The organism is Flavobacterium agrisoli, from assembly GCF_016522065.1.
In the GTDB taxonomy this organism is placed as follows: Bacteria; Bacteroidota; Bacteroidia; order Flavobacteriales; family Flavobacteriaceae; genus Flavobacterium; species Flavobacterium agrisoli.
Genome location: NZ_JAEHFV010000002.1, coordinates 447832 through 464626, shown reverse-complemented (window position 1 = coordinate 464626; position 16795 = coordinate 447832). Strand labels below are relative to the sequence as shown.

18 protein-coding genes are annotated in these 16795 nt (G+C 33.9%); 10 read left to right on the top strand and 8 right to left on the bottom strand.

Features of this window, described 5'->3' with window-relative positions; translation table 11 throughout:
* Positions 1 to 51: 51 nt before the first annotated feature.
* From porW to atpG, 9 genes are all read left to right on the top strand, one after another.
* Positions 52 to 2640 (top strand): type IX secretion system periplasmic lipoprotein PorW/SprE, encoded by a 2589-nt coding sequence (gene porW, locus I5M07_RS07075; RefSeq protein WP_317191316.1) that lies wholly within the window; start codon positions 52 to 54, stop codon positions 2638 to 2640.
* A 2-nt stretch (positions 2641 to 2642) separates the two neighbouring features.
* Positions 2643 to 3050, top strand: coding sequence for a bactofilin family protein (locus tag I5M07_RS07070; protein ID WP_200105519.1), 408 nt, complete (start codon positions 2643 to 2645; stop codon positions 3048 to 3050).
* Positions 3019 to 3246, top strand: a complete 228-nt coding sequence (locus I5M07_RS07065) for an AtpZ/AtpI family protein (protein ID WP_200105518.1) — start codon at positions 3019 to 3021, stop codon at positions 3244 to 3246. The genes I5M07_RS07070 and I5M07_RS07065 overlap by 32 nt, the downstream gene beginning before the upstream one ends.
* A gap of 562 nt (positions 3247 to 3808) precedes the next feature.
* On the top strand, positions 3809 to 5035 hold the full coding sequence (atpB, locus tag I5M07_RS07060; protein ID WP_200105517.1) for a F0F1 ATP synthase subunit A: 1227 nt from the start codon (positions 3809 to 3811) through the stop codon (positions 5033 to 5035).
* Positions 5036 to 5069: 34 nt separating this feature from the next.
* Entirely contained in the window at positions 5070 to 5264 is a 195-nt protein-coding gene (locus I5M07_RS07055) for an ATP synthase F0 subunit C (RefSeq protein WP_014165720.1), read from the top strand.
* Between the two features lie 82 nt (positions 5265 to 5346).
* Positions 5347 to 5847: a F0F1 ATP synthase subunit B gene (locus tag I5M07_RS07050; protein WP_200105516.1), complete on the top strand. Its 501-nt coding sequence runs from the start codon at positions 5347 to 5349 to the stop codon at positions 5845 to 5847.
* A 7-nt stretch (positions 5848 to 5854) separates the two neighbouring features.
* Positions 5855 to 6388, top strand: a complete 534-nt coding sequence (atpH, locus tag I5M07_RS07045; RefSeq protein WP_200105515.1) for an ATP synthase F1 subunit delta — start codon at positions 5855 to 5857, stop codon at positions 6386 to 6388.
* A gap of 41 nt (positions 6389 to 6429) precedes the next feature.
* Positions 6430 to 8007 carry a F0F1 ATP synthase subunit alpha gene (gene atpA / locus I5M07_RS07040; RefSeq protein ID WP_200105514.1) on the top strand — a complete coding sequence of 526 codons (1578 nt, stop codon included), beginning with the start codon at positions 6430 to 6432 and terminating at the stop codon, positions 8005 to 8007.
* A gap of 95 nt (positions 8008 to 8102) precedes the next feature.
* Positions 8103 to 8963, top strand: a complete 861-nt coding sequence (gene atpG, locus I5M07_RS07035; protein WP_200105513.1) for an ATP synthase F1 subunit gamma — start codon at positions 8103 to 8105, stop codon at positions 8961 to 8963.
* Positions 8964 to 9548: 585 nt separating this feature from the next.
* Here atpG and amaB read toward each other — a convergent pair.
* Positions 9549 to 11102 (bottom strand): L-piperidine-6-carboxylate dehydrogenase, encoded by a 1554-nt coding sequence (gene amaB, locus I5M07_RS07030; protein WP_200105512.1) that lies wholly within the window; start codon positions 11100 to 11102, stop codon positions 9549 to 9551.
* Between the two features lie 115 nt (positions 11103 to 11217).
* Between amaB and I5M07_RS07025 the strand changes: the two genes are divergently transcribed.
* The gene (locus I5M07_RS07025) at positions 11218 to 12174 is read left to right on the top strand and encodes an MBL fold metallo-hydrolase (protein WP_200105511.1); all 957 of its coding nucleotides are present in this window, start codon (positions 11218 to 11220) and stop codon (positions 12172 to 12174) included.
* A gap of 340 nt (positions 12175 to 12514) precedes the next feature.
* Here I5M07_RS07025 and I5M07_RS07020 read toward each other — a convergent pair whose 3' ends face one another.
* The 7 genes from I5M07_RS07020 to I5M07_RS06990 form a co-directional block, all read right to left on the bottom strand.
* Positions 12515 to 13426, bottom strand: a complete 912-nt coding sequence (locus tag I5M07_RS07020; RefSeq protein ID WP_200105510.1) for a hypothetical protein — start codon at positions 13424 to 13426, stop codon at positions 12515 to 12517.
* 89 nt (positions 13427 to 13515) lie between these two features.
* On the bottom strand, positions 13516 to 14055 hold the full coding sequence (locus tag I5M07_RS07015; RefSeq protein WP_200105509.1) for a helix-turn-helix domain-containing protein: 540 nt from the start codon (positions 14053 to 14055) through the stop codon (positions 13516 to 13518).
* 94 nt (positions 14056 to 14149) lie between these two features.
* On the bottom strand, positions 14150 to 14695 hold the full coding sequence (locus I5M07_RS07010; protein ID WP_233621977.1) for a putative polyvalent protein kinase domain-containing protein: 546 nt from the start codon (positions 14693 to 14695) through the stop codon (positions 14150 to 14152).
* A 65-nt stretch (positions 14696 to 14760) separates the two neighbouring features.
* Complete coding sequence (locus I5M07_RS07005) at positions 14761 to 15300, bottom strand: 3-hydroxyanthranilate 3,4-dioxygenase (RefSeq protein WP_200105508.1); 540 nt, start codon at positions 15298 to 15300, stop codon at positions 14761 to 14763.
* Positions 15301 to 15350: 50 nt separating this feature from the next.
* Positions 15351 to 15701, bottom strand: a complete 351-nt coding sequence (locus tag I5M07_RS07000) for an arsenate reductase family protein (RefSeq protein WP_200105507.1) — start codon at positions 15699 to 15701, stop codon at positions 15351 to 15353.
* A gap of 54 nt (positions 15702 to 15755) precedes the next feature.
* Positions 15756 to 16250, bottom strand: a complete 495-nt coding sequence (locus tag I5M07_RS06995; protein ID WP_200105506.1) for a septal ring lytic transglycosylase RlpA family protein — start codon at positions 16248 to 16250, stop codon at positions 15756 to 15758.
* An 85-nt stretch (positions 16251 to 16335) separates the two neighbouring features.
* Entirely contained in the window at positions 16336 to 16758 is a 423-nt protein-coding gene (locus tag I5M07_RS06990) for a hypothetical protein (RefSeq protein ID WP_200105505.1), read from the bottom strand.
* Between the last annotated feature and the right edge of the window lie 37 nt (positions 16759 to 16795).

Sequence of the window (16795 nt, the reverse complement as noted above, 5' to 3'; positions counted from 1 at the left end):
TCATTATACTAAAAACTGTTTTTGTAAGTTTATTGATTAAATCGTTTTCCCTTGAAAATCAACGTTTGTAAATATGTTTCTTTGTCGGTCGTTGGGCTGGTTATAATGGCTTGTTCTACCAAAAAGGACACTTTTTTGGCTCGAAATTCGCATGCTTTGAGTACCAAATACAACATTTTATATAATGGTCAAATTGCTTTCGATAAAGGAATGCAAACGGTAAATTCGGCCGAAACAGATAATTTTTGGGAAATACTTCCGGTGGAGCGAATGTTGGTTCAAGATCCATTTTCGGAAGAGGCTAGAGTTAAAAATCCTGACTTTGAATTGGCCGAAACCAAAGCCACCAAAGCCATTCAAAAACACTCGATGAACATTGGAGGAAAAGAAAAAAACTTCCAGATGGATGAGGCCTATTTGTTGCTTGGAAAATCCCGTTATTACGAAGAACGTTTTATTCCCGCTTTAGACGCTTTTAATTATATATTGTACAAATATCCTACTAGCAGCAACATTAATACCGCACGAATTTGGAGAGAAAAAACCAATATGCGTTTGGGAAATGAGGCGATTGTAATTAAAAACATCAATCAGATTTTAAAAGATGTAAAAGTAGACCCTCAGGCATATGCCGATGCACACGCTTTGTTGGCAGAAGCTTTTTTTAATATCCAACAAAACGACAGCACTATTGTTAATTTACAAATTGCTGAAAAATTCACGAAAAAGAATCCCGAAAGAGCCCGTTATCGTTTTATTCTAGGACAGTTGTTCCAAGCAAAATCCGAGCGTGATAGCGCGTTAGCCTACTACCAATCGGTTATTGATATGAATCGAAAAGGTGATCGCAAATACCTCATTCATTCCTACGCCAAAAAAGCCCAATTATTTGATTATGAAAATGGCGATAAACAAGCTTTTGTAGAACGGTACAATAAATTAGTCGATGATCGCGAAAACCGACCATTTTTAGATGTTTTGTATTATGAAATGGGTGTTTTTTTCGATAAAACGTCCGACCAACAATCTGCTTTAGAATTTTATAACGCTTCTTTACAAACCAAATCAGCAGATAACTATTTGGTAGCATCCAATTACCGCAATATTGGAAACATGTATTTCAAAAATACCGATTATACCCTCGCGGCAAAGTATTACGACAGTACGTTAGTAAAACTAAATCCTAAAAGCAGGGAGTATGTGTATTTGGAGAAAAAGCGCCTGAATTTAGACGACGTTATCAAATACGAAGCTATTGCACAACAAAACGATAGTATTTTGAAAGTGATAGCCTATTCGCCAGAAGAGCGGACGAATTATTATCAAAAATACATTGACCAATTACAAGCAGCGAATGCCGAAAAACAAAAAAAAGCGGATGAAGATGCCGAAAAACAAGAGAATTTAGCCCGAAGCAATCCCGATGATATAGCAGCAGCCCCTACACCTCCTGGCTTTTCTACCTTTGGACCACCAACCAGTGCTGATGCTAAAAATGTATTTTATTTTTACAATCCGACGACGGTAGCCTACGGAAAATTACAGTTTAAGAAAAATTTCGGTAATCGTACGGCCGAAGGGCAATGGCGCACTTCATTAGCGAGCATTAACCAAGCACTTGCTGATGGAGAAGCCGATTCAAAAGAAAGACAACAAGCTTCGGATTCGATCGTAATCGAGCCAAAATATACCGTTGCCTATTACACGGATCAATTGCCAACAGATTCCGAAAAAATTAGCAGTCTTAAAAAAGACCGTGATTTTGCGTATTACCAATTGGGACTTCTTTATAAAGAAAACTTCAAGGAATATGATTTGGCTAGCGAAAAGTTAGAACAGTTGCTCGTTTTTCAACCCGAAGAAAAATTAGTATTGCCTACCGAATATAATTTGTATAAAATATATCAAATTACCAATCCGAGTCGGGCGTCATCAATTAAAAACCAAATTACAACACAGTATCCCGATTCACGTTATGCGCAAATCATCAATAATACAGCGAGTGCCGAAACCAATATGAATAGTGCCGATGCGGTTTATAAAAAGTATTACGAATTATACGAAGCCGAACAATTTAGCGTTGTGTTAGATACTATTGATGATTTGATTCGTGAATATTCGGGAGAAGAAATTGCTTCGAAATTTGAATTGTTGAAAGCCAATGCATTAGGTAAAACAAAAGGATTAGCCGCTTATAAAAGTGGGCTAGAAGAAGTGGCCACTCATTATCCGAATAGCGAAGAAGGAAAAAATGCCCAAGATATTTTAGCCAAACAAATTCCGGTTTTAGAAAAAATGGAATTTACGACCGTTGATGAAAAAAACTGGAAAATTTTATATCAAATTCCAGCAAAGGATGAAAAGGCGGTAAAAGAAATTGAAACGAAATTCAAGAAATTCTTGAATGATGAAAATTACATGAAATTGACTTTTTCGGTAGATCAATATAATGGTGAAACGGCATTTTGTGTTATTCATGCCATTAAATCGCAATCCTATGCGTATGATTTGGCCAAATTGTTAAAAGAAGATAAAAAATATAAAATTCAACAAGAACCCATCGTAATTTCGAGTAGCAATTACAGCATTGTTCAAATTAAAAAAAATATCGACGCTTATACAGCCTTAAAAACCCCTTAGCCATGTTTCAAAAATCGCCCAAACCCAGTACAGATGTTTTAGGAAAAACAAATCGAATAGTTGAAGGAACCGTAATTACAGGCGATATTGTTTCTCAGGCCGATTTTAGACTAGATGGTGAATTAATTGGTAATTTTACTTCGAGCGGAAAAATTGTCATTGGACAAAAAGGAAAAGTAAAAGGAGATATTAGCTGTCAAAACGCTGATGTAGAGGGCGAATTTGCGGGAACATTAAAAGTGGAAGAAACACTCAATGTAAAACAAACCGCGCGCATTGAAGGAGAGGTAATTACAGGAAAACTTTCGGTTGAACCTGGCGCGAAATTTACGGCAACTTGTAAAATGTTACGTGAAGTAAAAGAAGATCCTAAAAACAATGGAACAAAACCCAAACCCAAAGAAGCCTAGCAAGTGGTTGGCATTAGTTAGTATTGCTACCCAAATGGGAGTGATCATTTATTTGTTTTCTCGCCTGGGAATTTGGCTCGATGAAAATCACCCTAGCTCAAGAGTATATTACTTTAAACTTTTAGGAATGGTTGGTGTGGTATTAGCTTTATACAACGTCTTCCGACAACTTAATGATATAAATAAATCCAACTAATTTTTTTAAACAACTAGAATGTTGCAATTTTGTGGCTTAAAAAGTAATTATGGATTTCAAGAAATATAAAATACTCTTGTATTTATTCGTTATTTCGGCCTTTTGTTTTGTTATTCACTTTGGAATTTTATTTTCTTTAGCTATTCCAACAGCCAATTTTCATCATTCTCTAATAAAAATATACGTATTGTATTATGTTATTTCAGTTGTTTTTTATACCGCTTTATTGTTTTTAGCCGACTTTAATTTTAGTTATGTGGGCGTTACATTTTTATCCGCAATTACATTAGAATTTTTTATAAGTTACCTCTTGCTAAGGCCAATTTTAGAAAATAAAGCAGCAATTGCAAGTACAGAAAAAGTAAGTTTTATCGTTGTCTTTTTTCTTTTTTTGATTTTTCAAACAATTCTAACTGCAAGATTATTAAATGAAAAGCATTAAAATCATCTTTCTTTAAATCGATACGGCAAAATAATTTTTTATATCCTTTTCCATATTAATAAAAAATGTACCTTTGCACCAAAATTTTAAGGACAGCAAAATCAATTATTTTAATAAGGTATGGTAATTTCAAAGAAACCTATCGGATTACTTGCAGTAATGCTTTTAGGGATGTTTACTTCTGTTACGATGGCGAATACAGTGACAGATACAACGCACACTACAAATGAAACCACTACTCCCGTAGAACATGTTGTGCAGGAAACTGAGGAAACTCATGCTGTAGCACACGTAGAAGAAGGGCATGAGGCATTATCTCCTAAAGAGAAAATCACCGAACATATTCAGCATCACTTATTAGACTCTTACGATTTTACTTTATTTTCTGATGAAGAAACGGGTCATAGTGTTGGTTTTTCATTGCCTGTCATTTTAATTGATAATGGCTTAAAAGTTTTTTCAGCATCAAAGTTTGAGCACGGAAAAGCTGTAGCTAATGTTGATGGTAACTATTATAAAGTATATCATAATAAAATTTATAAAACGGATGCTGCAGGAACTTTAGAAATGCATGAGGGTCATCCTATAAACGAAAAACCTTTGGATTTTTCGATTACTAAAAACGTGTTTTCATTATTGTTGACTGCGTTAATCTTAATTTTATTGTTTTCTTCTTTGGCTAAAACCTATAAAAAAGGTCCGAATGCTTTGCCAACAGGTTTTTCAAGAGTGTTAGAACCTTTGGTTATTTTTGTTCGTGACGAAATTGCCCGCCCAAATATTGGTGAGAAAAAATATAAAAAGTTTATGCCTTATTTATTAACCGTTTTCTTTTTAATCTGGTTGCTCAATTTAATTGGATTAACTCCATTAGGAATTAACGTTACTGGAAATATTGCGGTTACTTTTTGTTTGGCAATCTGTACCTTGATTATTACTAATTTTAGTGCAAATAAAGATTATTGGGGTCATATATTTTGGATGCCAGGTGTTCCGGTTCCAATGAAATTGGTTTTAGCTCCAATTGAAATTTTAGGAATTTTCACAAAACCATTCTCTTTAATGATTCGTTTGTTTGCAAACATCACCGCAGGTCACTCTGTTGTAATGGGATTAATTGCTATTATCTTCTTGTTCAAACAAACCTTGACAACAGGTGGAAGTATCGGAGTGTCAATGTTGTTGACTACCTTTATTTCGGTTATCGAATTGTTAGTTGCCTTCTTACAAGCATTTATTTTTACAATGTTATCGTCATTGTTTATAGGTATGGCAGTACAAGATCATCATCATGATGAGGATCATACCAAAGACGGGTTAGGAGAGCATGACAATGCTATAGTTTAAAAAAAATTTTGTTTAATTATATAAATCAATTATTATGACAATTCCAAATTTAGTGGGAGCTGGTTTAATCGTGATCGGTGCTGGTTTAGGTTTAGGTAAAATCGGTGGTTCTGCAATGGACGCTATTGCTCGTCAACCAGAAGCTGCAGGAAAAATCCAAACAGCAATGATTATTATCGGAGCTCTTTTGGAAGGTTTAGCATTCGGTGCATTAATCTTAGGAGCTTAATAAGCTTTATACAATCTGCAACGGTTGGTTGCAGATTGTATTTTATTTAAACAAATTTTTATAAAAATATAAATTTCATATAATGGAAAAGTTACTTGATCAATTTTCATACGGACTGTTTTTTTGGCAGTTAATCATTTTAGTAGTTTTAATTGTTTTGCTTGCTAAATTTGCGTGGAAACCAATTTTAAGTGCTTTAGAGGCTAGAGAAGATGGTATTAGAGATGCTATTGCTTCGGCAGAAAATGCTCGTAAAGAAATGCAAGCTTTACAGGCTGATAATCAAAGAATTTTGCAAGAAGCCAGATCAGAGCGTGATGCCATGTTAAAAGAAGCTCGTGAAATGAAAGAAAAAATGATTGCTGATGCAAAAAATGAAGCGCAAGCAGAAGGATTAAAAATGATTAATCAAGCAAAAGCAGCAATTGAAAACGAGAAAAATGTAGCTATGGCTGAGTTAAAATCTCATGTATCAAGCTTATCATTATCTATTGCTGAGAAATTATTGAAAGAAGAATTGGCTAACAAAGATTCTCAAACTAAATTAGTTGAGAAAATGTTAGGAGAAGTTAAGTTAAACTAATCAAGTTATGGCAGGAACAAGAACAGCATTACGTTATGCCAAAGCAATTTTAGATTTGGCTAATTCAAAAGGAGAAGCTGAAGTGGTAAACAACGATATGAAATTAATCGCATCCACTATTAAATCTAATTCAGAACTTAACGCGTTTATATTAAGTCCAACAGTTACTGTTGATGTAAAAGAAAATGTATTATTGGAAGTTTTTGCTCAAGTTTCTAATGTAAGCAAAGGCTTGTTTAAGCTATTAAGTGAGAATAAACGTTTTGAAATAGTTTTAAATATTGCTGAAGAATATTCAAAATTATTTGATGAAAACAATGGAGTTGAAACAGCTGTGGTTACGACTGCATTTCCTATGGATGCAGCTTTAGAAACTAAAGTTTTGGCAAAAGTGGCTACTTTATCAGATAAAAAAGTAAGCATTGTAAATAAAATAGATCCGTCTATTATAGGTGGCTTTATTTTAAGAATTGGCGACAAGCAATATAATGCTTCTGTTAGCAATGGATTACAAGTATTAAAGAGAGAATTGAGTAATTAATTAGTTTTATCACACAGTAAGTGTCTAAATTATAAAGTAAGATGGCGGAAATTAAACCTGCTGAAATTTCAGCAATATTAAGAAAGCAAGTAGAAGGTTTTGAATCTGGTGCTACACTAGAGGAAGTAGGAACTGTACTTCAAGTTGGAGACGGTATTGCTCGTATTTACGGGCTGTCGAATGTTCAATATGGTGAGTTAGTTGAATTTGAAAATGGACTTGAAGCAATTGTACTTAACCTTGAAGAAGATAATGTTGGGGTGGTACTTTTAGGACCTTCAACAGGTATCAAAGAAGGATCAACTGCAAAAAGAACGCAACGTATCGCTTCTCTTAAAGTAGGAGAACAAATGGTAGGACGTGTAGTAAACACACTTGGTTTTCCAATTGATGGAAAAGGACCAATTGGTGGTGACTTATACGAAATGCCATTAGAAAGAAAAGCTCCTGGAGTTATCTTCCGTCAACCGGTAACAGAACCATTGCAAACGGGTATTAAAGCTGTAGATGCTATGATTCCTGTAGGTCGTGGTCAACGTGAGTTGGTTATTGGTGACCGTCAAACAGGTAAATCTTCTGTTTGTATTGATACCATCTTAAATCAGAAAGAATTTTACGATGCTGGAAAACCAGTATTTTGTATCTATGTTGCTATCGGACAAAAAGCGTCAACAGTAGCAGGTATTGCTAAAATGTTAGAAGAAAAAGGGGCGATGGCCTATACTGTGATTGTAGCAGCTAATGCTTCTGATCCAGCTCCAATGCAAGTATATGCTCCTATGGCAGGTGCTGCAATTGGAGAATACTTCAGAGATTCAGGTCGTCCAGCTTTAATTGTATATGATGATTTATCTAAACAAGCTGTTGCTTACCGTGAGGTTTCTCTTTTGTTAAGAAGACCACCAGGACGTGAAGCATATCCTGGAGACGTTTTCTACTTACACTCTCGTTTATTAGAGCGTGCTTGTAAAGTAATTGCCGATGATGGTATTGCTAAAAACATGAACGATTTGCCAGATTCTATTAAACCTATCGTAAAAGGTGGTGGTTCTTTAACTGCTTTACCAATTATCGAAACTCAGGCTGGAGACGTTTCTGCCTATATCCCAACAAACGTAATTTCGATTACAGATGGTCAGATTTTCCTTGATGGAGATTTGTTTAACTCGGGGGTTCGTCCTGCAATCAACGTAGGTATTTCTGTATCTCGTGTTGGAGGTAATGCTCAAATTAAATCAATGAAAAAAGTGTCTGGAACTTTAAAATTGGATCAAGCGCAATTCCGTGAATTGGAAGCGTTTGCTAAATTCGGTTCTGATTTAGATGCTGTTACTTTAAACGTTATTGAAAAAGGAAAAAGAAACGTTGAAATCTTAAAACAAGGTTTAAATGATCCTTATCCTGTAGAAAACCAAGTAGCGATTATCTACGCAGGTTCTAAAAACTTGTTGAAAAATGTTCCTGTTAACAAAGTAAAAGAATTTGAAGCCGATTTCATTTCTTACTTAAATAACAAACATAAAGATACTTTGAACGCTTTAAAAGCTGGAAAATTAGATGATACCATCACTGATGTTCTTGAAAAAGCGGCAAAAGAAGTATCTGCAAAATATAACTAAAATCAGTCAAAGGTCTTAAAGCGAAAAGTCTAAAGTCAGCAGTTTGACTAGAGACTTTTGGCTTGATGACATTATGACTTTAGACTATTATAAAAATGGCAAATTTAAAGGAAATCCGTAATCGAATTACTTCCGTTTCATCTACGATGCAAATTACATCGGCGATGAAAATGGTTTCTGCTGCAAAGCTTAAAAAAGCGCAAGATGCAATTACTGCAATGCGTCCTTATGCTGAAAAGTTAACCGAATTGTTGCAAAGCCTTTCTGCTACTTTAGATGGATCAGTTGGAAGTGAGTATACTACACAACGTGAGGTTAAAAAAGTCTTAGTGGTTGCCATTACTTCTAACAGAGGGTTATGTGGTGCATTTAATTCTAATGTTATTAAAGAGGTTAAAAACCGTGTTGATTTTTACGCAGGAAAACAGGTAGATGTTTTTGCTATTGGTAAAAAAGGAAACGATGTTTTGTGTAAAACAAGTACGATTTATGCTAATTACAGTAGTGTTTTTGATGATTTAACTTTTGATAATGTTGCTGCAATAGCTGAAACATTAACGGATTTATTTTTATCGGGCACTTACGATAAAATAGAATTGATTTACAATCAATTTAAAAATGCGGCTACTCAAGTAGTTCAAACAGAGCAGTTTTTACCATTAGCTCCTATTAAAACAGAAGATCCTGTAGCGGCTGCAGATTATATTTTTGAACCTTCAAAAGAGGAAATTGTTTTGACTTTGATTCCTAAATCATTAAAAACACAATTATACAAAGGTATTCGCGATTCATTTGCTTCTGAGCATGGCGCGCGTATGACAGCGATGCACAAAGCAACTGATAATGCGACTGCATTGCGTAATCAATTAAAATTGACTTATAATAAAGCGCGTCAAGCTGCAATTACAAGTGAAATTTTAGAAATTGTTGGTGGAGCTGAAGCTTTAAACGGATAATTTACTACCCAGATAAAAAAAGAAAAGAGCCAAATTTTGGCTCTTTTTTTGTGCTTTGTTTTTAAGGGAACAAACTAGCTTTAAAATCCCTGTTGCTTTGTTTTTAAGGGAACAAATAGCTTTATAGTCCCTATGCTCTGTTTTTTAATGGGCTCTTAGCTTTACCCAAAGGCTTTGTTTTTTTACGGGAACAACTAGCTTTATAATCCCAATGCTCTGTTTTTTTAATGGGATTTTCTTAGCTTTACCCATTGCTTTGTTTTTAAGGGAACAATTAGCTTCATAATCCCTGTGCTCTTTTTTGTAAGGGTGTCGGTAGCTTTATCACCCTATGCTTGTTTTTTTTTGGGAACAACTAGCTTTATAACCCAATATTTCCCTTTTTGTTTAAACAAATTTCTATTATTTTGAACAGTTTCACAATACCCAGATTTAGTGATTTTTGATTTTATTAAGTTTTTTTTATGTTAACTTTATGTTTTTCAAAATCTTACATTATAGGCTTTGTTTTAAATTAAGGTAAACCCACAGTTAATCGTCTGTTTTTATGTGTTAAAAAGACACTTAATCGCATAACATGCGTTTTTATAATTCGAATTTAATTCCTTGGGCTAAAGGAAGTGTAGTAGCATAATTAATCGTATTGGTTTGTCTTCGCATATAAATTTTCCAAGCATCCGATCCTGATTCCCTTCCTCCACCTGTTTCTTTTTCTCCACCAAATGCGCCTCCAATTTCGGCACCTGAAGTGCCAATATTTACATTTGCAATTCCACAGTCGGATCCATTAGTAGATAAAAACAATTCGGCTTCTCTTAAATTCGAAGTCATAATGGAAGATGACAATCCTTGTGGCACATTATTTTGAATGGCAATTGCATTGGTAACATCGCCAGAATATTTAATTAAATATAAAATAGGAGCAAAGGTTTCTTGCTGTACGGTTTCAAAAGTATTTTCCGCTATTACAATCGCCGGCTTTACATAACAATTACTTTCGTAACCTGATCCGGTTAAAATGCCTCCTTCTACCACTATACGACCTCCTTCAAGAACTATTTTTGAAAGAGCCTTTGCGTAGTTAGCCACCGCATCTTGATCAATTAAAGGGCCTACATGATTGTTTTCATCCAGCGGATTGCCAATTCGAAGTTGTTGATAGGCTTTTTGTAAGGCATCTTTAACTTGATCGAAAATCGATTCATGAATAATTAAACGACGCGTAGAGGTGCAACGTTGACCTGCCGTACCAACAGCTCCAAATACGGCTCCCATAATGGTCATTTTTAAGTCGGCATTTGGGGTAACAATAATGGCGTTATTTCCTCCAAGTTCTAATAATGATTTTCCTAATCGTGCGGCTACTTTTTGAGCTATTATTTTTCCCATTTTGGTAGAACCTGTAGCCGAAATTAAGGGTATAGCGGTATCGTTTGTTAAGTATTCTCCCAATTGGTAATCGCCATTAATTAAAGAAGAAATGCCTTCCGGAAGGTTATTTTCTTTAATAACTTCAGCCATGATATTTTGACAAGCAATAGCGCATAAGGGTGTTTTTTCAGAAGGTTTCCAAACGCAAACATTACCACAAATCCAAGCTAAAGCGGCATTCCAAGACCAAACGGCCACAGGAAAATTAAAGGCCGAAATAATGCCGATAATTCCCAATGGATGGTATTGCTCGTACATGCGATGGTTTGGTCGTTCGGAATGCATGGTTAATCCGTGTAATTGTCTTGAAAGTCCCACGGCAAAATCGCAAATATCAATCATTTCTTGCACCTCTCCGTAGCCTTCTTGTAACGATTTGCCCATTTCATAGGAAACTAACTTGCCTAAAGCTTCTTTTTTGTTCCTTAATTTATCTGCAAATTGGCGTACGATTTCACCTCGTTTAGGAGCGGGAATTTGTTTAAACTCGTTAAAAGCTTTTTTAGCTGTTTCGATTACTTTTTGATAATCTGCTTCGGTAGAAGCTACTACAGAAGCAATAAGTTGACCATCAACCGGTGAGAAACTTTGAATAATTTCGCCCGAAGAAAAGCTTTGAATTCCGGTCGAACTTCCTTCGTTCATGGCTTGAATATGGAGTTCTTCTAAAATTTCTTTTATTTTGAATTTTTCGGCTATTGTTGTCATGGTAACGTTATTTAGATGAATTGTTGTATTTTCGAATGATAAAGATACAATTCTTAACGGAGTTAATTTTAACTACCATTTCTGGCTGTATTCAACTGTTTAAACCATTTTTTAAATGAAAAGGAGTTCTATTTTTGCATTTTTGTTATTGGTAAGTTCAGGGTTTATTTTGGCTCAAAAAGACCAGCCGGCTTTTCAACTGATTCCGTTAGGGGTTATGGGTGGTATTGATGAAGCTAATCTTTCTTCGTATTTGTTAGCACCTATAAACAATGCTGATTTTATTTGTTTGGATGCTGGTACGGTGTATGCCGGAATTGAAAAAGCGGTAGCACATCAATCATTTGACGAAGTACCACTTACGGTTTTACAAAATAGAATAAAAGGGTATTTGATTTCGCATGCCCATCTGGATCATGTTTCGGGACTGATAATTGGTTCGCCCGCTGATGTTTCAAAAACGATTTATGCTTCGGGTTCCACGATGAAGATGATGCAAGATCATTATTTTAATGGAGAAACTTGGGCTAATTTTGGAGACGAAGGCCCGGGCTTTCAAATAAAAAAATATCATTTTCAAACTTTAGCTTTTCAAACAGAAGTACATTTGAAAGATACTCAAATGGAAGTAACGGCTTTTCCGTTGAGTCATGTTAATCCTTTTGAAAGTACGGCTTTTTTAATTCGTACCAACCAAGATTATGTGTTGTATTTAGGCGATACAGGGCCAGATAAAATTGAAAAAAGCAGTGCATTAAGTCAATTATGGAAAACTATCGCTCCTTTAGTTATAAGTCAAAAATTGCGGGCTATTTGTATTGAAACTTCTTTTCCGAACGAGCAACCCGATTCGTTTTTATTCGGCCATTTAACACCAAAATGGTTGATGGAAGAATTAAGTGCTTTAAAAAATGTAACTAATTTAGCAGCTTTACAAAAAGTAAAAATAGTGATTACGCACGTAAAACCACCAGTAGAAAAAATAGCGTTGTTAAAAAAGGAATTGATCGAATCCAATACGATGGGATTGCAGCTTGTTTTTCCCGAACAAGGGAAACGAATTGAATTGTAGGTGGAAATGAAAAACTATTTATAGCCTTTTTTTGATAGTATTTTATTGTAATCAAAAAATAAACAAAGATTTCTTTCGCACTTGTTACTATGACATTTTGGATATTTTTCAAAAAAAATCTTTGGTAGTCAAAGAGGTGCAAGGTTAGATACTGGATTAGGATGGCATATTATTCTAACCAAAATTTTGGTGTTAAATAAAAAACGTTTTGGGGCTTTGCGTTCGGGCGGGCTTTCAAAGCCGAAACGTTCAGCTAATATACAAATTTTAATAGAAGTACAAAATTTGAATTTTGTACTTCAGCCCGCCTGACGCAAAACCCTTGTTAGCAGAAGGTTTTTTATTCAATTCCCATCTTGTTTTGTGTACAATCGAAGTACAATGTATTATTCAAAAATATTTTGTTGCCCAACATTCCTGTCATCCCTGAAAATTTCATCATTGCATATTGTACTTGTGAAAATCCTTCAACATAAGTTACCTTGTTTAAAGTTATTTCTTGATTTTGAAATTGAATTTTTTGGTTACAATTTGTTGTATATGTGGTTAAAACTTTATCCCAAGATTGCGATTTTTCAATATCTATTTTTGAATTTGGTAGTTTTAAGTCTGTCCAAACTTCTTTGTTGGTCAACAATTCATAAGCACTTGTACCTGAATCAAATAAAAAACTTTCTTCTTTGTCTTTTAATAAACCTTTAAAGATGATTTTTCTTTTTTTGAATTTGAAATCAAATAGTTTTGTTTGAAATTGAGAAGGTGTTTTTGCTAAATTTAAAGCAATATAATTTTCTTTAAAATTGATAATGGTTTTTCTGTTTTCCAAAATGTCTGCACCAATTGTTCCAATTATTTTTAACGAAAGGTCATCCTTGTTATTTCCTTGATTGTAAATTTTGAATTTATCGGAAATGACTTTTGTTTTTCCGATATAGAAAGAAGTTTTTGCAATTTTTTCATTTACGGATATTTGAGAGATATTTTTAATTGATTCTGAATAAAAAACTGTGTAAGGCGAACCTGTATCAAATTGCAAATAATAGTTTGTTGAGTCTCCCTCAAAATATATGGGAAGTAACAGAACATTTTTCTCTTTACCCAACCATGTTAATGGAATAAATCCGCTTTCATTTTCTATAGCCAAATAATTTTCATCGGGCGTAAATTTTCGGTCAAAATAAATGTAGCCACCAAGTGCCGTCAAAACCAAAACGACCAAAAAGGTCAATACAATTTTCTTTAAAATTTTCATTTGATTATTTTTTTTGCAAATGTCAATTTTAGAAAACTTTTTCTGAACAAAAGTAATACGCCAATTTTACGTCAATTTGCTGACAAGTATTATAAATAGTTGATTTTTAAATTTTTATGTAAATCATTTTTATTGTTTAAACTAATGCCATTGAAAATGACTATCAATAATTTTAGGCAAAAAATGAGTAATAATGGTACTAAAAAAAGAGGAAAATGTAGCGATAATAATTTTTGAATGAATGGACTTGCGATTTGAGAAACAGCCAGTGCAACAGTTAAAATAATTTGAACACTTACAATGCTTTTTCCTAATTCTTTGTTTTTAGAATCTTTTGTTTTATATGTTAATATCAATGGAAAAAGAACTCCACCAAAAGGTATTAAAAGTCCAATTAAACTAGATAAATTAATTAATTTTGCTCTATCAAGTTTTACAATTTCTTTAGAAGGAATTAGCTTTTCGGGTTCCGTTTCAAAGATATTCGCTAAAGTTTTCAAAGTAAATCCTTTTGGAATTTTACCCGCCTCAATTCTTTGAATTGTCCTTAATGAAAGTCCACTTTTTTCGGCAAGTTCGCTTTGTGTTAAGTTTTTTTCTTCTCTTAATTGTTGTACTATTGATTTCATTGTCGTTATGTTTGCGGTCTGATAAACTTTCTGCTAACGTATCTATAAAATATAAAACATCATTGCGAGTTAGTACATTTTCGTCGTGTAAGTCTTATAGAATTATACCTAATTCGCCGTTGTAATAATCATTATTTCGATTGTTTTCAAATCCGTTTAAAGTTAAAAAACTTTTCACTTTAGATAAGTCTGTATTAGAGGTAATTAAAACATAGTTTTGTTTAACTATTGCATATAAAATTCCTTCGTTTTTTGTAAAACCAACTAAATCATAAGCGGTATCAGAGAAGAAAAAATTATGGAGTAATAAATTGTAAAAGTAGTCTTTCCAAGAGCTGTAATAAATGGCATCATTAAGTTTTATAACGTGCTCACTGTCTTTTAAGTAAACTTTTTGTTCAGCACCTTCACTCACATACTGAGAAAAGTCGACATTATTTACCCACAGTTTGTTTTCAGAAATAAATTTTTCTAATCTCTCTTTTTCTTGTTCTTTGAAATACTTTTCGTTTTCAATTGTTGCGCTTGTTTTTTCGCCATTTTTAAGGTAACCGGCGATTGTTTGGATAATTGTTCCAAACCTAATTTCGTTCTTTCCTGAAAGGATATCGCGTAGTTCATTTTTTAATGATTTATTCATTGACAAAGATAACAAAGATTTCTTAACTGTACTTTTAACTGTAATTACTCAAAATTGTAATCAAGTTATTTCTTCGCCACAAATCTCGAATCACTTTCCATAACAGTGCCACAATTAGCACAAGTTCGTAATTCCTTAGAATTGTAAAAATGCTCAAAATGTGGTAAAAAATCTTTTTCTATATCATTTAGTTCAAAATACACTTCGTAGAGTTTATGGTTGCAATTGTCGCAATGCCAAAGCAAACCATCAGTATATCCTTTTCCTGCTCTTTTCCTTTCTATTACTAAGCCAATTGAACCTTCGGAACGTACGGGAGAATGAGGTATTTTGGCAGGATGCAAATACATGTCGCCCGCATTGAGTTCCATTTCTTTGCGTTGACCGTCTTCTTGAATGACTACTTTTATAGTACCTTCAAGTTGGTAAAATAATTCTTCGGTTTCGTTGTAATGATAATCTTTTCGGGCATTAGGACCTGCCACAACCATTACAATATAATCTCCCGACTCGGTGTAAAGATTTTTATTCCCTACTGGCGGTTTTAGTAAATGACGGTTTTCGTCGAGCCATTGGGTAAGGTTGAAGGGTTTTGCAATTGCCATTAAAATACGATTTTATGATGAACAGCTAATTTACAAAAAACCTGGACAGATTAACCCAATACTTTTAACACTTCAGCAATGTTTTTTTGACTGTTTCCGATGTAAATTTTGCCATCAATGATAAAAACCGGGCGACTTAAAAAAGTATAATGTTCGAGAATGTATTTTTTATAATCACTTTCGGTCAAGTTTTTGTTTTTCAAATCCATCGATTTGTACAATTGTGCTTTTCGGCTAAATAGTGCTTCGTAGCTGCCTGCCAACTGTTGCATTTGATCTAATTCAGCTTCGGTGATGGGATTTTGTTTGATATCGTGGTACTCCAATTGACTGTCTTCAGGAAGACTTTTGATGATTTTCCGACAGGTATCGCACGAGGCTAAATAGTATATTTTATTCATGGTTTTGTTTTTGTAAAATTTCCATATAAAATTTTAAGAATATCAACATCGAATTTAATCCTCAATAATTTCAATCGTCACCGTCATGATTCCAGCTCCATTTCGTTTGACAATATCCATAAAGGCACGTTTCGAAAGGTCGATATCACGTGTTTTTACAAAAGGACCACGATCAGTAATTTCTACAATCACGGATTTTCCGTTAAGTTCGTTGGTTACTTTTACTTTAGTTCCAAAAGGTAGTTTTTTATGGGCAGCTGTGTATTTGTTGTTATCAAATTTGGTTCCGCTGGCGGTACGTTTTCCGTTAAATCGGTCGGCATAATAGGAGGCATGAGCCGATTTTTGATAGAGTTTTAATTTTAGTGGTTTTTCAAGAATGATGGTCGTGTCTTTATCAAAAATAGCGGTCTTTATTTTAGACATTTTTACGCTATCTTGTTTGATGGGTTGTGCAGTAGGTTTTGCTTGGCAATACAAATAAGTAATGCTAAATACCAATAATAAAAGACTGATGAGCCATTGAAAAAGGTTTTTTTTGTGCTTCATAATTTTTATTTTGTTCAGACTTGGGGAGTATGTTCAAATAATATGCCGAGATAAAAAAAGCCCTGTAAAAAGGGCTTTTAAAATATTAAAACCATAATTTCCATGGTATTCTGCTCAAGATTAAAAGTAAACCTAAACCATAAAAAATTGCAAATGATTTAAATTTTGCCGTGCTATCAGATGTTTTTTTATGTTTTGACCAACCAATAGTAATTAGGGCAATGGCAATAATATTAATTAGTGGATGCTCTAAAGAAGTTAATCGTAAAGCGGCATCGCTCATTTGTCCTAAAGCGGCTTTTCCAAAAGGCGAAACAAAATAAACTACAAAACCAATTACCAATTGAAGGTGTGTAGCAATAAGGGCAAACAAACCAATTTTGCGGTCTTTGTCTGTAAATTGTTTTTTTGAGGATAAACCCATTATAGCATTTATGATGGCTATAATTAACAAAAGGAGCACCAGATAGGCCCAGCCTGAGTGCATTTTTTGAATAAAATGGTACATAAATTAAAGATTGTTTTTAACAAATATAAATAAAAAA